Origin of the sequence: Pseudomonas putida (assembly GCF_002741075.1) — a bacterium.
Taxonomy (GTDB): Bacteria; Pseudomonadota; Gammaproteobacteria; order Pseudomonadales; family Pseudomonadaceae; genus Aquipseudomonas; species Aquipseudomonas putida_T.
In genome coordinates, this window is the sequence record NZ_CP016634.1 from 4,865,151 (window position 1) to 4,879,992 (window position 14,842).

Genomic DNA, 14,842 nt, shown 5'->3' on the forward strand with positions numbered 1-14,842 from the left:
CGGACTCCGTCGTCAGTCGCGCGTCAACAGGCGCGGGGCTAGCTCTTTCAAGGCGCGGCGATAGACCTCGCGCTTGAATGTCACCACCTGGCCCAAGGGATACCAGTAGCTGACCCAACGCCAGCCGTCGAATTCCGGCTTGCCGGTCAGGTCCATGCGCACCCGCTGCTCATTGCTCACAAGGCGCAGCAGGAACCACTTCTGTTTCTGGCCAATGCACAGGGGCTGGCTGTGGGTGCGCACCAGGCGCTGGGGTAAACGATAACGCAACCAGCCACGGGTGCAGGCAAGAATTTCCACATCCTCGCGTTCCAGGCCTACTTCTTCGTTCAGCTCGCGGTACAGGGCATCTTCCGGCGTCTCATCAGGGTTGATGCCACCCTGGGGGAACTGCCAGGCATCCTGGTTGATCCGCCGAGCCCATAGCACCTGCCCGGAATCATTCGTGAGAATGATCCCGACATTGGGGCGAAAACCATCCGGGTCGATCACGGCAGCAACCTCGCAAACGCATGTCAACGCATTGTTCCACAAAGCTCACAAGCGCAGCAACGCGCCCGCCAAGCTTATGTGCGGCGAGGTGAAAACTCTGTGTTCTGCGAGGTAGGCCCGGTGCCACCGGTATACCTGACTTAGGTGAACGGCAGGTGACATGCAGGGGTGATGTGCGCTGACCCTGTGGGAGCGGGCTTGTCCGGCGATGGGGCGCGCAGCGGCCCCTTGAACAGGCACAAGCCCTTCCCGGGCGCCGAGGTCAAACAGGCTTGGCGCCCATCAGCCCGGCGATGGAGAGAAAGCAAACGCCGCTGATCAGTGCCAGCGCCAGGGTAAAGCGCAACCCCGCGGGCTCGGCCTTGCGCAGCCGGTTCAGGCGCACCAGCAACCACCAGGCACTGAACGCGCCCACGGTGTAGATGACGCTGGAGGCCAGCAGCCAGGTCTGCCCCAGGGGCCAGCCGATCAGGTGCACCAGCCACCAACCGGTGAACGGCATGCTCACCAGGCACAGCCCCATCAACAACCAGACGAACACCAGCGGCCGGCGCAGCAATTTGCCATAAGCCTCGGTATCACCCCGACGGCGGGCAACGCCAGCCCAGATCGCCAGGCCCAGCGCGCCCAGCAGCAGCAACACGGTGGCACCGATGTGCAGGGCCTTGAGGGTGGTCAGGTATTCCATGTCTTCACGTCCTTGAGCGATAGACCAAGCGTAGTCGCTTAGCCCAGGAACAGCTTGTATGCCGGGTTGTCGGTCTCATCCCAATACGGGTAGCCAATCTTGGCCAGCGCCGCCGGCACCAGATGGCGCTCATCGTCCGGTACCTGCAAACCTGCGACCACTCGGCCGTCGGCTGCGCCATGGTTACGGTAGTGGAACATGGAGATATTCCAGCGCCCGCCCAGCTTGTTGAGGAAATTGAACAGCGCCCCCGGACGTTCGGGGAACTCGAAGCGCAGTACCATTTCGTCACTGGCACCCGCCGAATGGCCGCCGACCATATGGCGGATATGCAGCTTGGCCAGCTCGTTGTCGGTCAGGTCGGTGACCGGGAAGCCTTGCTCGGTCAACTGCTGAACCAGCACCGCCCGCGGGTCGGTTTCGGGATGAGTCTGCACACCAACGAAGATGTGGGCTTCCTTGTCGACGTGGTAACGGTAGTTGAACTCAGTGATCTGGCGCTTGCCGATGGCCTCGCAGAACGCCTTGAAGCTACCCGGACGCTCCGGAATGGTCACGGCGATGATCGCCTCGCGCTTCTCGCCCAGTTCGGCGCGCTCGGCCACATGGCGCAAGCGGTCGAAGTTGACGTTGGCGCCCGAATCGATGGCCACCAGGGTCTGGCCGGTCACGCCATGCAACTCGACGTATTTCTTGATGCCCGCCACGCCCAAGGCACCGGCAGGTTCGGTGATCGAGCGGGTATCGTCGTAGATATCCTTGATCGCCGCGCAGATCTCGTCAGTGCTGACCGTCACTACCTCGTCCACATGATGGCGGCAGATATCGAACGTGTGCTGGCCGATCTGCGCCACCGCCACGCCGTCGGCGAACAACCCCACCTGCGGCAACACCACGCGTTCACCTGCGGCCATGGCGGCTTGCAGGCAGTTGGAGTCGTCCGGCTCGACACCGATCACCTTGATCTCGGGACGCAGGTACTTCACGTAGGCCGCGATACCGGCAATCAGGCCACCGCCACCGACGGGCACGAAGATCGCGTCCAGACGCCCCGGGTGCTGGCGCAGGATTTCCATGGCCACAGTACCCTGACCGGCAATGGTGTGGGGGTCGTCATAGGGATGGATGTAGACGAAGCCTTTCTCGTCGACCAGCTTGAGCGAGTAGGCCAGCGCCTCGGGGAAGGAGTCGCCATGCAGCACCACCTTGCCGCCGCGCGAGCGCACGCCCTCGACCTTGATCTCCGGGGTGGTCTTGGGCATCACGATGGTTGCCTTGATGCCCAGCTCGCGCGCCGCCAGGGCCACACCCTGGGCATGGTTGCCGGCCGAAGCAGTGACCACGCCACGGGCCAGTTCTTCCGGGCTCAATTGCGCCAGCTTGTTGTACGCCCCGCGGATCTTGAAGGAGAACACCGGCTGCAGGTCCTCGCGCTTGAGCAGGACCTGGTTGCCCAGCCGCTTGCTCAACTGGCCAGCGCTCTGCAGCGGGGTTTCGACCGCGACGTCGTAGACGCGCGAGGTGAGGATCTTCTTGACGTACTGTTCGAGCATCGGGAAAGCATCACTGGCCGCGGGACAAGGCCTGGGAGTCTACCGCAGCGCTACGTCGGGCGACCACAGCGAAACCGAGGTTTTGCCGGCGCTTGCGTCTATAATACCTGGCTTTGAAATCCCGCCCCTCTCGGAGCCCGCATGACCCAGGACCAACTCAAACAGGCCGTCGCCCAGGCCGCTGTCGACTTCATTCTGCCCAAGCTGGATGAGAAAAGCGTCGTCGGCGTCGGCACCGGTTCGACCGCCAACTTCTTCATCGATGCCCTGGCCAAGCACAAGACCGCCTTCGACGGCGCCGTCGCCAGCTCCGAAGCCACTGCAGAACGCCTGCGCTCCCATGGCATCCCTGTGTACGAACTCAACAGCGTCAGTGAGCTGGAGTTCTACGTGGACGGCGCCGACGAGAGCGACGCGCACCTGAACCTGATCAAGGGCGGCGGCGCGGCCCTGACCCGCGAGAAGATCGTCGCGGCAGTCGCCAAGACCTTCATCTGCATCGCCGATGCCAGCAAGCTGGTACCGGTGCTGGGCGCCTTCCCGCTGCCGGTCGAAGTCATCCCCATGGCCCGCAGCCACGTGGCACGCCAGTTGGTCAAGCTTGGCGGCGACCCGGTGTACCGCGAAGGCGTGGTGACCGACAACGGCAACGTCATTCTCGATGTGCACAACCTGCAGATCACCGACCCAGTCGGCCTGGAAAGCCAGATCAACGCCATCGTCGGCGTGGTTACCAACGGCCTGTTCGCCGCGCGTCCGGCGGACCTGCTGCTGCTCGGCACCGCCGAAGGCGTCAAGACGCTCAAGGCCGAGTAACCCCTCTGGGGCTGCTTTGCAGCCCCTCGCAGGCTTCGATCTACTCGCGACCGGCGTTCAATCTGTTGCTTGTTTGAAGACGTAGAACAGGTTCGGCTCACTGACCAGGTAGATCGTCCCCTCCTCGTCCATGGCCAGGCCCTCGGCCTGCGGCACACTGCGCTTGAGTCCCTGAGAACCTTTGCTCAACGACAAGGTACTCAGCGGCCGGCCCTCTATATCCAGCTCCACCACCAACCGGGACTCATCCGACAATGCCAGCAGATGACCCGTACGCTCGTCGAACTGCAGGCTCGACAGGTCGCGCACAAACAGCCGCGAATCACGCTTGCGGTCCTGCACCACATGCACCGCATAGGGCTTTCCTGGCTTGTCGTGGGGGAAGCCATGGATCTCGTAGATCATCATCGGGTCACGCTCCTTGGCCACGAACAGGCGCTTCCCTGCCGAGTCGTAGGCCAGCCCTTCGAAGCCTTTGTTGCCATTGCGCCCAATGGCCAAGGTGAGCTGTTCGGCATCGTTGGCATCGAGAAACAGCGTGTCGTCGTCCAGGTGCACGCGGATCAGCCGCTGCTCACGCTCGTCGGTGATCACATAACGGTTGGTGCCCACGTATTCGACCGCCTCGGGATCCCCAAAGCCGATCAGGGGGATACGACGCAGGATGCGCCCCTCGAGCGAGAGCTCGATGAGCTCGGAGCGTTTGTTGGTGACCGTGAAGAGGGTCTTGCGGTCCGGGTCGAAGGTCAGCGCCGAGATATCGTCATCCAACCCTTCGATAGGCTGGGCTTCGAGCATCACGCGGTAGCGATCCAGCGTTATCCCTTGCTCGGCAGGCTGCCACCAGGCCTTAAGGTTGAACCAGCCACGCTCGAACAGGCGAAACTCATGCGCTGCCAATCCAGCCACCAGCAGCGCAAGGCATAGCACCAGGAAAAGGAACAGGCTTGAACGACGACGCATGAAGATAGACCCGAGCAGAAAGACACGAATCTAACCATGGTTGACTGAAGTAAAACTTAAAGCCGTCAGTTCTTTCTGAATCGATAGAAAAGGTCTGGCTCACTTACCATGTACAGGTTGCCCTGATCATCCGTCGCCACGCCTTCGGCACGTGGAATGGTATGTTTCAAGCCATTGAAACCGCCGAGCAGGGTCATGAAGCTGACCTGCTCGCCCTTTTCGTTCAGCTCCAGCAGCAGGTGGGAATCGGCCGACAAGACCAGCAAGTGACCGGTGCGGGGGTCGACCCACAAGGCCGAAAGGTTCCGCACGTCGAGCTGGTCGCTGGGGACGATCTGCTTTTCGCCCTTGAGCGGGCTTTTGCCATCGGTATTCCAGGCATACAGCGTGGGCGGACGCTCCTCACCCAACAGCAGGCGCTGGCGTAAAGGGTCCCAGGCGATCGCCTCGAAGCCCTTGTTGCTGTTCGCTGACTTGCCCAGGTCGTGGTGCGGATGATCAGCGTAGGTCAGGCTGGTGGTATTGGCATCCAGGGTCACCACGGTCATGTCATGCTTGCGCTCGTCGACGATCGCAATCTGGCCGTTGGCCAACACCGCAACCCCTTCGGGATTGTCCCAACCCTCCAGTGGGATCTTGCGCAACACATCGCCCTCGAGACTCAGCTCGACCAGGAACGGGTTGTTGCCCATGACCGCCAACAAGGTACGGGTAAACGGATTGAACGCCAGGTCCGACGGTTCGTCGTCCGACATGCCCGGCAATACCTTCGCATCTATGTCCGCCACGTAGTCTGGCAGCCAGACGCTTTCACTGCGCTCGACCTTGTTCTCGAAGCGCTCCTTGACCCACAGTACGGCCCGATCATCCCAGTGCATGATCACCGCCAGGATATAACCCAACACCGCGACCAACCCTACCCATACCTGCCAACGCCGGAAGACACCGCGCTTGCGGGGAGGGACGGGCGCACTGGTGGTAAATGCCATGAAGGGGGCTTCCTGGGGTAATTGCCGAGTTCTCCATCACATCGGCGAATGAGGGTCATCCGGGGCATTATCCGGATGATTTGTGAAAAAAACGGCAAACAATGGGGGATACGATGACAGCCGGGAGGGCTGTCATCGTTGACAGATCAAAGCACGCGGCTTTCGAAGCGGCTTGCGCCCGGGAGTTCCAGCACCAGCTCATCGCCCACATTCAGAGGGCCGACGCCAGCGGGTGTGCCAGTGAGGATCACATCGCCCGGCAGCAGGGAAAAGTGGGCGGCGATGTGCTGGATGATCGGCACGATGGGGTTGAGCATCATCGCGCTATTGCCATCCTGGCGCACTTCGCCATTGATCGACAGGCGAATGCCGATATCGGTCAGGTCCTCAAAGCTGTCGGCGACCACGAACGGCGGCAGCACGCAGGCGCCATCGAAGCTCTTGGCCAACTCCCACGGCAGGCCCTTCTCCTTGAGCTTGGCCTGCACGTCGCGCAAGGTTAAGTCCAGGGCTGGCGCAAAGCCGGAAATGGCATCGCGCACTTCTTCTTCGCTGGGGTGGGTCGACAGCGGCTTGCCCACCAGCACGGCGATCTCCGCTTCGTAATGCACCGCACCACGCTCGGTCGGGATCTTGAAACCACCCTCCAGTGGCACCACGCAACTGCCCGGCTTGATGAACAGCAAGGGCTCGCTGGGGATCGGGTTGTCCAATTCCTTGGCATGTTCGGCGTAGTTACGGCCTATGCAGACCACCTTGCCCAGGGGAAAGTGGATGCGCGTGCCGTCTAGGTACTGGTGCTGGTAACTCATGGCCGACTCCTCTGGATACTGCATGCTTATTCAGGAGCGAAGATCTTACCCGGATTCATGATGCCGTTCGGGTCGAACACTGCCTTTATCGCCTTCATGCAGGCGATTTCTTCCGGCGAGCGGCTGTAACCCAGGTAATCGCGCTTGGTCATGCCGACGCCATGCTCGGCGGAGATCGAGCCGTTGTAGCGCTGGACGATCTCGAACACCCATTTGTTGACCTTGGCGCAGGTGGCGAAGAACGCGTCCTTGGCCATACCGTCGGGTTTGAGGATGTTCAGATGCAGGTTGCCGTCGCCGATATGGCCGTACCAGACCACTTCGAAGTCCGGATAGTGCTGGCCGACGATGGCGTCGATATCACGCAGGAACGCCGGCACCTTGGAAACGGTGACGGATATGTCGTTCTTATAAGGCGTCCAGTGGGAAATGGTCTCGGAGATGTACTCGCGCAGCTTCCACAGGTTCTTGAGCTGGGTCTCGCTCTGGCTCATCACGCCGTCGAGCACCCAGCCTTGCTCGACACAGTGCTCGAAGGTGGCCAGCGCATCGTTGGCCACGTCCTCGGTGCTGGCTTCGAACTCCAGCAGGGCATAGAACGGGCAATCGGTCTCGAACGGTGGGGGCACGTCGCCACGGCCCATGACCTTGGCCAAGGCCTTGTCGGAGAAGAACTCGAATGCAGTGAGATCGAGCTGGCCCTGGAAGGCGTGCAGCACCGGCATGATCGAGTCGAAGTCCGGGGTGCCCAGCACCATGGCGGTCAGGTTGCGCGGCGCGCGATCCAGGCGCATGGTGGCCTCGACCACGAAGCCCAGGGTGCCTTCGGCGCCGATGAACAGCTGGCGCAGGTCGTAGCCGGTGGCGTTCTTGATCAGGTCCTTGTTCAGCTCGAGCAGCTCGCCCTTGCCGGTCACCACCTTCAGGCCCGCTACCCAGTTGCGGGTCATGCCGTAGCGAATGACCTTGATACCGCCGGCATTGGTGCCGATATTGCCACCGATCTGGCTGGAGCCCGAGGAGGCGAAGTCCACCGGGTAATAAAGGCCGTTGTCCTCGGCGAACTGCTGCAGCTGACGGGTGACCACGCCCGGCTGGCATACCACAGTGCGGTCGAAGGCATTGAAGTCGAGGATCCGGTTCATGTAGTCGAAGGCCACCACCACCTCGCCATTGGCGGCCACCGCGGCGCCGGACAAGCCGGTGCGCCCGCCCGACGGCACCAGCGCGACCTTGTGACGATTGGCCCAGGCGACAATGGCCTGCACCTGTTCGATAGACCGGGGGAAGACGATTGCCGAGGGTGCCGGTGGATAGTGCTTGGTCCAGTCCTTGCCGTAGGCCTCCAGCGAAGCCGGGTCGGTGAGGACCTTGCTCGGGTCGACCAGGGTCATCAGTTCATCAAGTACCGCTGTGTTGGTCATCGGCTGAACTCTCGAACTATTCATAGTCACCCTGAGCACTCTTCACCTGTCGGGATAAGCTCAGATTCTGTCGCGTATGCTAGCATAGCGCTCCCGCCGTTCGTGCTAAGGCCGACGCCGCGCCGCTTTACCCCCCTGCCATTTTTTCTCCGGGATACAGGTTTACGCAGATGAGCAAGACTTCTCTCGACAAGAGCAAGATCAAGTTCCTTCTTCTTGAAGGTGTGCACCAGAATGCGGTCGATACCCTCAAGGCTGCCGGGTACACCAATATCGAGTACCTCACTGGTTCCTTGCCGGAAGCCGAGCTGAAGGAAAAGATCGCTGATGCCCACTTCATCGGCATTCGCTCCCGCACCCAGCTGACCGAAGAGATCTTCGACTGCGCGAAGAAACTGGTCGCTGTTGGCTGCTTCTGCATCGGCACCAACCAGGTCGACCTGGGCGCGGCCCGCGAGCGCGGTATCGCCGTGTTCAACGCGCCGTTCTCCAACACCCGCTCGGTTGCCGAGCTGGTACTGGCCGAAGCCATCCTGCTGCTGCGCGGCATCCCCGAGAAGAACGCGTCCTGCCACCGTGGTGGCTGGATCAAGAGCGCGGCCAACTCCTTCGAGATCCGTGGCAAGAAACTGGGCATCGTCGGCTACGGCTCGATTGGCACCCAGCTGTCGGTCCTGGCCGAAAGCCTGGGGATGCAGGTTTACTTCTACGACCCGCTGACCAAGCTGCCGCTGGGCAATGCCACTCAGGTGACCAGCCTGCACGAGCTGCTGGGCCTGGCCGATATCGTCTCGCTGCACGTACCTGAGCTGCCGTCCACCCAGTGGATGATCGGCGAGAAGGAAATCCGCGCGATGAAGAAGGGCTCGATCCTGATCAACGCCGCCCGTGGCACCGTGGTCGAACTGGATCACCTGGCCGCCGCGATCAAGGACCAGCATCTGATCGGCGCCGCCATCGACGTGTTCCCGGTCGAGCCGCGCTCCAACGACGAGCAGTTCGAAAGCCCGCTGCGCGGCCTGGACAACGTGATCCTGACCCCGCACATCGGTGGCTCCACCGCCGAAGCCCAGGCCAACATCGGCCTGGAAGTGGCCGAGAAGCTGGTCAAGTACAGCGACAACGGTACGTCCGTATCGTCGGTCAACTTCCCGGAGGTTGCCCTGCCAGCGCACCCAGGCAAACACCGCCTGCTGCACATCCACGAAAACATCCCTGGCGTACTCAGCGAGATCAACAAAGTTTTCGCCGAAAACGGGATCAACATCTCCGGTCAGTTCCTGCAGACCGACGAGAAAGTGGGTTACGTGGTTATCGACGTGGATGCCGAGTACTCGGACCTGGCGCAGGAGAAACTCCAGCAGGTCAAGGGCACTATCCGCTCTCGCGTGCTGTTCTAAGTTTCTGCGCTGCATGAAAAAGGGAGGCCCTGGTGGCCTCCTTTTTTTTGCCTGTGTATCGGCGGTGTCTGTTTCACGGTTAAATCGGAGCGCCGAACCGCCGCTCCCACAGGTCGTGTGTCGCTCTCAAACATCTCGCTGTGCCTGAGGGCCCGCGAACAAGTCGAGATTTACTTCACGTTCACCGTGATCTTCTGCGACTCGACGCTCGGCTTGAACGGCACATGGAACCGATCACCCAGGATCAGTTGCAAGGTGTGCTCGCCTGGCGTCAGGGTGATGGTGGCTTCGGTCTGCGCCTTGCCGAAGTGCAGCACTTGCGGGCCGGCCGGCAGTGGCGCGTTGTTCTCCGGCATCAGGCTGGTCGGCAGCGGCAGGTCAGCCGCCGGTTCCTTGTCGACATCGACCAGCAGGTGATGGTGGCCCGTGTGCGGGGTCGCATCGCCCGCTGGCTTGAGCCCCATGCCCTCGATGCCGAACTTGACCGTGAAGGTCTTGTCGACGGTGGCACCGTCAGCGGGGGAAACGATGAAGACCTTGGCGCCCTGGGGCGCCTCCTGGCTCTTCAGTGCGTCAGCGGCGCCCGCGAACACCGACACCCCCATCAACAAGCCGACAACAGCAGCACGCGAAAATAGGCTGTTCATTCACATCTCCTGTGTTTCACTTTCATTGACTACTGTCCATTAACGAACCGCAGCGATAAATCAACATAGTTCAATTGCGCGCCAAGGTCTTGCCAGGCTGGGCCAGAAAAAATTTATCGTCGCTCAAAACATTGCAGCGCAGGTAAGGTCATAGCCTGCATTCGACCGTAACAAGTCAGAAAGTCGCGGCGAACCATATTCAACTGCCAAAAAATGGGGACATTCATGCGTTTGAGCATTGGCGTACTGCTGGCACTTTTGATCAGCCCATTGGCCCAGGCCGAGCTGATAGACGACGTCAACGACCGGGGCGAACTGCGCATTGCCGTGCAATCCGATACGCCCCCATACGCCTACAAGGAAAACGACCACCTGACCGGCTTTGAAGTCGAGCTGGGCCAGGCCATCGCCAAGGAATTGGACGTGCGCGCGCAGTTCGTCGAAGCCCCCGCGGACCAGTTACTGTCTGGCGTTCAGAGCGGCAAGTTCGACATCGCCCTCGACCAACTCGATGCCAAGCAAACACTTGAGGGGCAACTGGATGTCAGCCAGCCCTACGGCCCTGACGCACGGGTGATCCCGTTCCAGAAGGACAATCCAGCGTTCGAAAGTGCCGTGAACAATGCCCTGCAACGCATCAAGGACGATGGCCGACTGGCGGCGCTGGAAAAGAAGTGGCTCAAGGAGCAGGCCGCGAGCCAGTGATGTCATGGACACTGCTGTACTGCCTGTCCGGGCCCTTTCGCGGGTAAGCCCGCTCCCACTCTGTGCGGGTTTACCCGGGAATAGGCCGGCGCAGGCAGCACAGAACAGTTGCCCCACAGGCTTTGCGTCGCGTCTTCATTCAGGGCTCACGCCTTCCAATGCCCGTTGTGCGTCTTCAAGCTCCAGCTCGCTGAACACCTGTACCCCTTCACGCCGCAACAGCGCTGTGGTCACCCCTTCCCCAGGGACCTTCACGCCGCTGAAGGTCCCGTCGTAGGTCAAGCGGTTGCCGCATGAGGGGCTGCCTGCCTTGAGCACCGCCACCCGGATGCCATGCTGGCGCACCAGCGCCAAGGCCTCCCGGGCGCCGGCAAGAAAGGCCTCGCTGACGTCCATCCCGGTCACCGTCACTACCTGGGCGCGCCCATCCAGCACCGCCGCGCCTTGTCCGCCCGGAATTTCCGCCGGTGGGCGGGGTGTCGGCAGGCCGCCCGCCACCTCGGGGCACAGCGGCACCACACGGCCTTCGGCCTGCCAGCGCTGCAGAATATCCGGGTGCCCGCTGTCGCGTCCGTCGTAACGCACCGGCTGCCCCAGCAGACAGGCGCTGACCAGGACCTTGGGAACGTCAGAACGGTTCATTGCCACGACGGCGGAACCAGCCGGTCAGCGACAGACGATCGCGCCTGGCCGGCAAGACTTCATGAGGAATATCGCCGGATAGGAACACCACCAAGCTACCCGCCTGCGGCTGTACATCCAGCTCCATGTCCTCGGCGAGGAACATGCGCAACTGACCACCGTCCTGCGCTTGCCAGTTCTCATTGAGGTAGAGGATCGCCGAAACCGCACGCCGGTCGTCGTCGCGGAAGCGGTCCACGTGGCGACGATAGAACGCCCCTGGCGGATACAAGGCGAAATGGCATTCGAAGTCTTCAAGGCCCAGGTACAAACCCTGGTTCAGCGCCTGGCGCAGGCTATCCATGGCTGCCAGATAGTGGTCACAGGCCTGCGACTGGCCCGGCTCCAGCCACTGTATGCGGTCACCACGGATGGCTTCGCGCACCTCCTGCCCGGTACCACGCCCCACGCCGGCCGGGCTCAATTCGCCCTCGGCGGCACGTTGTCGGCACTCGGCCGCCAAGGCGCTGATCAATGCGTCGGGCAGGAAGAAAGGCTGGCGGGTCCAACCACGGTTGGCCAGGTCGTCGACGATGGTAGAAAGCATCGGATGTTCAGGAGAGATGGGCATGGCGCATAGTATCGACTCGCCGTGAAAACCGACAGCGCCACTTGGCCGCCAACCGTCATCGGCGTCTCGACAAAGCCACGCCGCGCCAAGGACAATAGCGGCCTGCCGACAGGAGTCCTGAATGCGCCGTTTGTTTTCCCTGCTGCTGATGATGATCTGCACCATGCCTGTCTGGGCAGACAGTCTCGATCAGCTGTACAAGGTCGCCGGCTGGCCCGACCAGCGCGCCCATTTCACCGATGCCGTAAGTGCTGCCCAACAGCGCTACAAGAACAGCCTGCCGCCTGCGGTCTACCAGGCGCTGGTCAACAACAGCAACCAGCGTTTCCAGGCCCAGGCCATGGACCGCCGGGCACAGGCGCAGCTGCGCGCCAACCTGCCCAACCCTTCGCCTGCGCTGGCATTCTTCCAGTCGCCGCTGGGGCGCAAGGTCGTGGCCGCTGAATTGCTGGCCACGCGCAAGGACCAACTGGCCAAGAACGCCAAGGGCCTGCCGAAGATCCAGGCCAGTGACGACCGCGTGCTGATCATCGGCCACCTGGCCCAGGCCCTGCCCGCTCGTGAGGCCGGTGCCGAGGTGAGCCTGGCGATCGCCGGCGTGGCCGCCGACAGCCTGAGCTCCATGATCCCCGGCCTGTTCGGCGCAGGTCAGGCCAGCGGCCTGCTCGATGGCCAGCGCCAGCGCCTGATGCAGCAGATCGGCGAGGACTTGAACAACACCCTGCTGTATGTCTACCGCGACCTGTCCGATGCTGAGTTGGAAGCGTTCGCCACCTTCGCGGAATCAACAGACGGCCAGGCCTATTACAAGGCCGCCTTGCAGGCCGTGCGGGCGGGCCTGGCGGTAGGCCAGAGCGCCGCCGACCTGCAGTGATCAGCCAAGGCGCTGGTCGATGAAGGCGAAGTAGCGCTGGCGAATGTCCGGCAGTTCGTTGGCCAGGTGATGACGGGCCTCGGGCAGCATGAGGATCTGCGGCTCGGCGAACTTGGCCTTGAGCACCTTGAGGTTGTAAGGCCAATCCACCGTGGCGTCCGCCTCTCCCTGCACGATCACCGGCCTGCGCATGCTGCGCGGTGCCGCCTCGATACGCTTGACCCAGGCCACCAGAGCACCGACCCAGGCGGTCGGCAGCCGGCGCGGTTGAAGCGGGTCGGCCTCGAGAAACGGCAGGAACGCAGGGTCGTTGCTGTTCTCGCTGAAGCGCCGCTCGATGCCGTTGACGAAGTGGCGCAGTACGCAATAGCTGAATTTCGACCAATACCACGCGCGTGGCCGCACCAAAGGCGCCAGTAGGATCACCTGGCCATCGGCCGGGCTTCGTGCCCCGTGGTGCAGCACGTGGTCCACCACGATCGCCCCGCCGGTGCTCTGCCCACAGAGGTGCCAGGGGCGTGGCAGGTCCAGCAGGCGGGCCTGCTCGAACAAGGCGTCGAGCACCTGCTGGTAGGCACCGAAGTCAGCGATGCTGGCCCGCTCACCACTGGACAGCCCGTGCCCCGGCAGGTCACAGCTGATGACCGCAAAGCCCTGGCTCAACGCCCATTCGATCACATGGCCGTACAGCCCCATGTGGTCGTAGTAGCCATGCAGCAGAAACAGCGTCGCCGTCGGCCGCTCCGGCAGCCACACCTGCCCCACCAGTTCGAAGCCCGCCGCGCTGAAGCCGCCCAGCCAGCTCTGTCGCACCGGCAGGTCCAGGCCATAGAAGCGCTGGTAGTCCTGGCCTTGGGCCGACAGGGGTTGGCGGGCCGCCAAGGGTAGGAGGCTGGCGCGCAAGAGGTCAGGGTGAAAGGAAGCGGGCATCGGGACGATCCACAGCGAAGCGAGTATTGACCTGTGATATTCAGCTCTCGGCGCCATCGTGGCAAGCTAGGCCACTTTGCCACGCACAGTATGGCCCGCTTCCACGGGTTATCGCTGCGCCAGGTTCCGCGGACACACCATGCCCAGTCGAAAATCCCTGCTCACCGCCCTCGCACTGCTGCTCTGCGCCGCCGTCCTCTGGTGGGCCTATGCCAGTTTCCAGGCGCGTTACCTGCGCGCGTTCGACGACCAGACCACGTTGTTCGAGGGCAGCCAGTTGCAGCTGCCCGCCGAGCTGGCAGGCCCGGGGCCAATTCGTGTGGTGCATTTCTGGGATCCGGCCTGCCCTTGCAACGTCGGCAACCAGCAGCATCTGGGCGAGCTGATCGAACATTTCGCGCCCCAGGGCGTGCGCTTTCATGTGGTGCAAAAGCCCGGCAGCCACGGCCAATTGCCAACCAACCTGGCAACCCTAGAGGCCCTGGACTCGCTACCCGGTAGCGAGCACCTGCCGGCCTCTCCTGCCGTGGCCATCTGGGACCGTGAGGGCCACCTGGCCTACTTCGGCCCCTATAGCGAAGGTGCGGTGTGCAATGCCAGCAACAGCTTCATCGAACCGGTGCTCAAGGCACTCGTTGAGGGTCGCAAGGTCAATGCCTCCAACACCCTGGCCCGGGGCTGCTACTGCCCTTGGGCCGGCTGACGCACCCGTGCCGGATTGCCCACCACGATCGCTCCGGCCGCCACATCGCGGGTGACCACGCTACCGGCGCCCACCACGGCGTTGTCGCCGATACTCACACCCGGCAGGATGATCGCCCCGCCACCGATCCACACATTGTTGCCGATGCGCACCGGCCTGCCGCTCTCCAACCCGCTGCGGCGCACCTGGGGGTCGAGCGGATGGTCGGCGGTATAGATCTGCACCGCAGGACCGATCTGGCAGTCCTCGCCGATATGCACCGGCGCCACGTCGAGGATCACACAGTTGAAGTTCATGAACGTGTTGGCGCCAATGCTGATGTTGTAGCCGTAGTCGCAATAGAACGGTGGGCGGATCACCGCACCGTCGCCGGCATGGCCGAAATGCTCGACCAACAGCGCATGTCGCGCCTCGTTGAGCAGCTCGACGCTGCTGTTGTAGCGGTGCATCCAGTGCTTGTTGGCGATCTGCTCGGCCTGCAGCTCTGGGCAGCCGGCATGGTAGAGCTGGCCGGTCAGCATTTTCTGTTTTTCGCTGAGGGACATGGAGACTCCTTCCAGGGGACTATGCTCAGTTCGCGAATCCGTCGATGAT

17 protein-coding genes are annotated in these 14,842 nt (G+C 62.5%); 5 read left to right on the plus strand and 12 right to left on the minus strand.

Annotation, left to right across the window (positions count from 1 at the left end; genetic code table 11):
- Positions 1–12: 12 nt before the first annotated feature.
- The 3 genes from IEC33019_RS22710 to ilvA all read right to left on the minus strand — a co-directional run bounded on the left by IEC33019_RS22710 (position 13) and on the right by ilvA (position 2,733).
- Positions 13–492, minus strand: coding sequence for an RNA pyrophosphohydrolase (locus IEC33019_RS22710; protein WP_070092017.1), 480 nt, complete (start codon positions 490–492; stop codon positions 13–15).
- Positions 493–754: 262 nt separating this feature from the next.
- Positions 755–1,180, minus strand: a complete 426-nt coding sequence (locus IEC33019_RS22715; RefSeq protein ID WP_070092018.1) for a DUF2269 family protein — start codon at positions 1,178–1,180, stop codon at positions 755–757.
- A 38-nt stretch (positions 1,181–1,218) separates the two neighbouring features.
- Entirely contained in the window at positions 1,219–2,733 is a 1,515-nt protein-coding gene (ilvA, locus tag IEC33019_RS22720) for a threonine ammonia-lyase, biosynthetic (RefSeq protein ID WP_070092019.1), read from the minus strand.
- A 141-nt stretch (positions 2,734–2,874) separates the two neighbouring features.
- Here ilvA and rpiA point away from each other — a divergent pair, with 141 nt between their 5' ends.
- On the plus strand, positions 2,875–3,549 hold the full coding sequence (gene rpiA / locus IEC33019_RS22725) for a ribose-5-phosphate isomerase RpiA (RefSeq protein ID WP_070092020.1): 675 nt from the start codon (positions 2,875–2,877) through the stop codon (positions 3,547–3,549).
- A 57-nt stretch (positions 3,550–3,606) separates the two neighbouring features.
- Here the strand turns inward: rpiA and IEC33019_RS22730 are convergent, their stop codons facing one another.
- From IEC33019_RS22730 to IEC33019_RS22745, 4 genes are all read right to left on the minus strand, one after another.
- Positions 3,607–4,512: an SdiA-regulated domain-containing protein gene (locus IEC33019_RS22730; protein ID WP_070092021.1), complete on the minus strand. Its 906-nt coding sequence runs from the start codon at positions 4,510–4,512 to the stop codon at positions 3,607–3,609.
- 65 nt (positions 4,513–4,577) lie between these two features.
- Positions 4,578–5,501 carry an SdiA-regulated domain-containing protein gene (locus IEC33019_RS22735; protein WP_070092022.1) on the minus strand — a complete coding sequence of 308 codons (924 nt, stop codon included), beginning with the start codon at positions 5,499–5,501 and terminating at the stop codon, positions 4,578–4,580.
- Positions 5,502–5,647: 146 nt separating this feature from the next.
- A complete protein-coding gene (locus IEC33019_RS22740; RefSeq protein WP_070092023.1) occupies positions 5,648–6,313 on the minus strand; it encodes a fumarylacetoacetate hydrolase family protein in 666 nt (221 codons plus the stop codon).
- 26 nt (positions 6,314–6,339) lie between these two features.
- Positions 6,340–7,737 (minus strand): FAD-binding oxidoreductase, encoded by a 1,398-nt coding sequence (locus tag IEC33019_RS22745; RefSeq protein WP_070092024.1) that lies wholly within the window; start codon positions 7,735–7,737, stop codon positions 6,340–6,342.
- Between the two features lie 170 nt (positions 7,738–7,907).
- On the opposite strand from IEC33019_RS22745, the gene serA reads away from it, so the two are divergent.
- Complete coding sequence (gene serA, locus IEC33019_RS22750; protein WP_099593937.1) at positions 7,908–9,137, plus strand: phosphoglycerate dehydrogenase; 1,230 nt, start codon at positions 7,908–7,910, stop codon at positions 9,135–9,137.
- A 170-nt stretch (positions 9,138–9,307) separates the two neighbouring features.
- Here serA and IEC33019_RS22755 read toward each other — a convergent pair whose 3' ends face one another.
- Positions 9,308–9,784, minus strand: coding sequence for a DUF4399 domain-containing protein (locus IEC33019_RS22755; protein ID WP_070092031.1), 477 nt, complete (start codon positions 9,782–9,784; stop codon positions 9,308–9,310).
- Between the two features lie 225 nt (positions 9,785–10,009).
- Here IEC33019_RS22755 and IEC33019_RS22760 point away from each other — a divergent pair, with 225 nt between their 5' ends.
- The gene (locus IEC33019_RS22760; protein ID WP_070092032.1) at positions 10,010–10,489 is read left to right on the plus strand and encodes a transporter substrate-binding domain-containing protein; all 480 of its coding nucleotides are present in this window, start codon (positions 10,010–10,012) and stop codon (positions 10,487–10,489) included.
- 135 nt (positions 10,490–10,624) lie between these two features.
- Here the strand turns inward: IEC33019_RS22760 and IEC33019_RS22765 are convergent, their stop codons facing one another.
- Entirely contained in the window at positions 10,625–11,131 is a 507-nt protein-coding gene (locus tag IEC33019_RS22765) for a DUF523 domain-containing protein (protein ID WP_099593939.1), read from the minus strand.
- A complete protein-coding gene (locus IEC33019_RS22770; RefSeq protein ID WP_070092034.1) occupies positions 11,118–11,741 on the minus strand; it encodes a 2OG-Fe(II) oxygenase in 624 nt (207 codons plus the stop codon). The genes IEC33019_RS22765 and IEC33019_RS22770 overlap by 14 nt, the downstream gene beginning before the upstream one ends.
- A gap of 121 nt (positions 11,742–11,862) precedes the next feature.
- Here IEC33019_RS22770 and IEC33019_RS22775 point away from each other — a divergent pair, with 121 nt between their 5' ends.
- Positions 11,863–12,615, plus strand: coding sequence for a DUF2059 domain-containing protein (locus IEC33019_RS22775; RefSeq protein ID WP_070092035.1), 753 nt, complete (start codon positions 11,863–11,865; stop codon positions 12,613–12,615).
- Here IEC33019_RS22775 and IEC33019_RS22780 read toward each other — a convergent pair whose 3' ends face one another.
- Entirely contained in the window at positions 12,616–13,545 is a 930-nt protein-coding gene (locus IEC33019_RS22780) for an alpha/beta hydrolase (RefSeq protein ID WP_070092036.1), read from the minus strand.
- A gap of 139 nt (positions 13,546–13,684) precedes the next feature.
- Here IEC33019_RS22780 and IEC33019_RS22785 point away from each other — a divergent pair, with 139 nt between their 5' ends.
- A complete protein-coding gene (locus IEC33019_RS22785) occupies positions 13,685–14,248 on the plus strand; it encodes a DUF6436 domain-containing protein (protein ID WP_070092037.1) in 564 nt (187 codons plus the stop codon).
- Here the strand turns inward: IEC33019_RS22785 and IEC33019_RS22790 are convergent.
- The gene (locus IEC33019_RS22790; RefSeq protein ID WP_070092038.1) at positions 14,227–14,793 is read right to left on the minus strand and encodes a sugar O-acetyltransferase; all 567 of its coding nucleotides are present in this window, start codon (positions 14,791–14,793) and stop codon (positions 14,227–14,229) included. The genes IEC33019_RS22785 and IEC33019_RS22790 overlap by 22 nt on opposite strands.
- Positions 14,794–14,842: the final 49 nt, after the last annotated feature.

Excerpts from the sequence above, each read along its gene's own strand:
- IEC33019_RS22715 (WP_070092018.1), bottom strand. The coding sequence starts at position 1,180 with ATGGAATACCTGACCACCCTCAAGGCCCTGCACATCGGTGCCACCGTG.
- ilvA (WP_070092019.1), bottom strand. The coding sequence starts at position 2,733 with ATGCTCGAACAGTACGTCAAGAAGATCCTCACCTCGCGCGTCTACGAC.
- rpiA (WP_070092020.1), top strand. The coding sequence starts at position 2,875 with ATGACCCAGGACCAACTCAAACAGGCCGTCGCCCAGGCCGCTGTCGAC.
- IEC33019_RS22730 (WP_070092021.1), bottom strand. The coding sequence starts at position 4,512 with ATGCGTCGTCGTTCAAGCCTGTTCCTTTTCCTGGTGCTATGCCTTGCG.
- IEC33019_RS22735 (WP_070092022.1), bottom strand. The coding sequence starts at position 5,501 with ATGGCATTTACCACCAGTGCGCCCGTCCCTCCCCGCAAGCGCGGTGTC.
- IEC33019_RS22740 (WP_070092023.1), bottom strand. The coding sequence starts at position 6,313 with ATGAGTTACCAGCACCAGTACCTAGACGGCACGCGCATCCACTTTCCC.
- IEC33019_RS22745 (WP_070092024.1), bottom strand. The coding sequence starts at position 7,737 with ATGACCAACACAGCGGTACTTGATGAACTGATGACCCTGGTCGACCCG.
- serA (WP_099593937.1), top strand. The coding sequence starts at position 7,908 with ATGAGCAAGACTTCTCTCGACAAGAGCAAGATCAAGTTCCTTCTTCTT.
- IEC33019_RS22755 (WP_070092031.1), bottom strand. The coding sequence starts at position 9,784 with ATGAACAGCCTATTTTCGCGTGCTGCTGTTGTCGGCTTGTTGATGGGG.
- IEC33019_RS22760 (WP_070092032.1), top strand. The coding sequence starts at position 10,010 with ATGCGTTTGAGCATTGGCGTACTGCTGGCACTTTTGATCAGCCCATTG.
- IEC33019_RS22765 (WP_099593939.1), bottom strand. The coding sequence starts at position 11,131 with ATGAACCGTTCTGACGTTCCCAAGGTCCTGGTCAGCGCCTGTCTGCTG.
- IEC33019_RS22770 (WP_070092034.1), bottom strand. The coding sequence starts at position 11,741 with ATGCCCATCTCTCCTGAACATCCGATGCTTTCTACCATCGTCGACGAC.
- IEC33019_RS22775 (WP_070092035.1), top strand. The coding sequence starts at position 11,863 with ATGCGCCGTTTGTTTTCCCTGCTGCTGATGATGATCTGCACCATGCCT.
- IEC33019_RS22780 (WP_070092036.1), bottom strand. The coding sequence starts at position 13,545 with ATGCCCGCTTCCTTTCACCCTGACCTCTTGCGCGCCAGCCTCCTACCC.
- IEC33019_RS22785 (WP_070092037.1), top strand. The coding sequence starts at position 13,685 with ATGCCCAGTCGAAAATCCCTGCTCACCGCCCTCGCACTGCTGCTCTGC.
- IEC33019_RS22790 (WP_070092038.1), bottom strand. The coding sequence starts at position 14,793 with ATGTCCCTCAGCGAAAAACAGAAAATGCTGACCGGCCAGCTCTACCAT.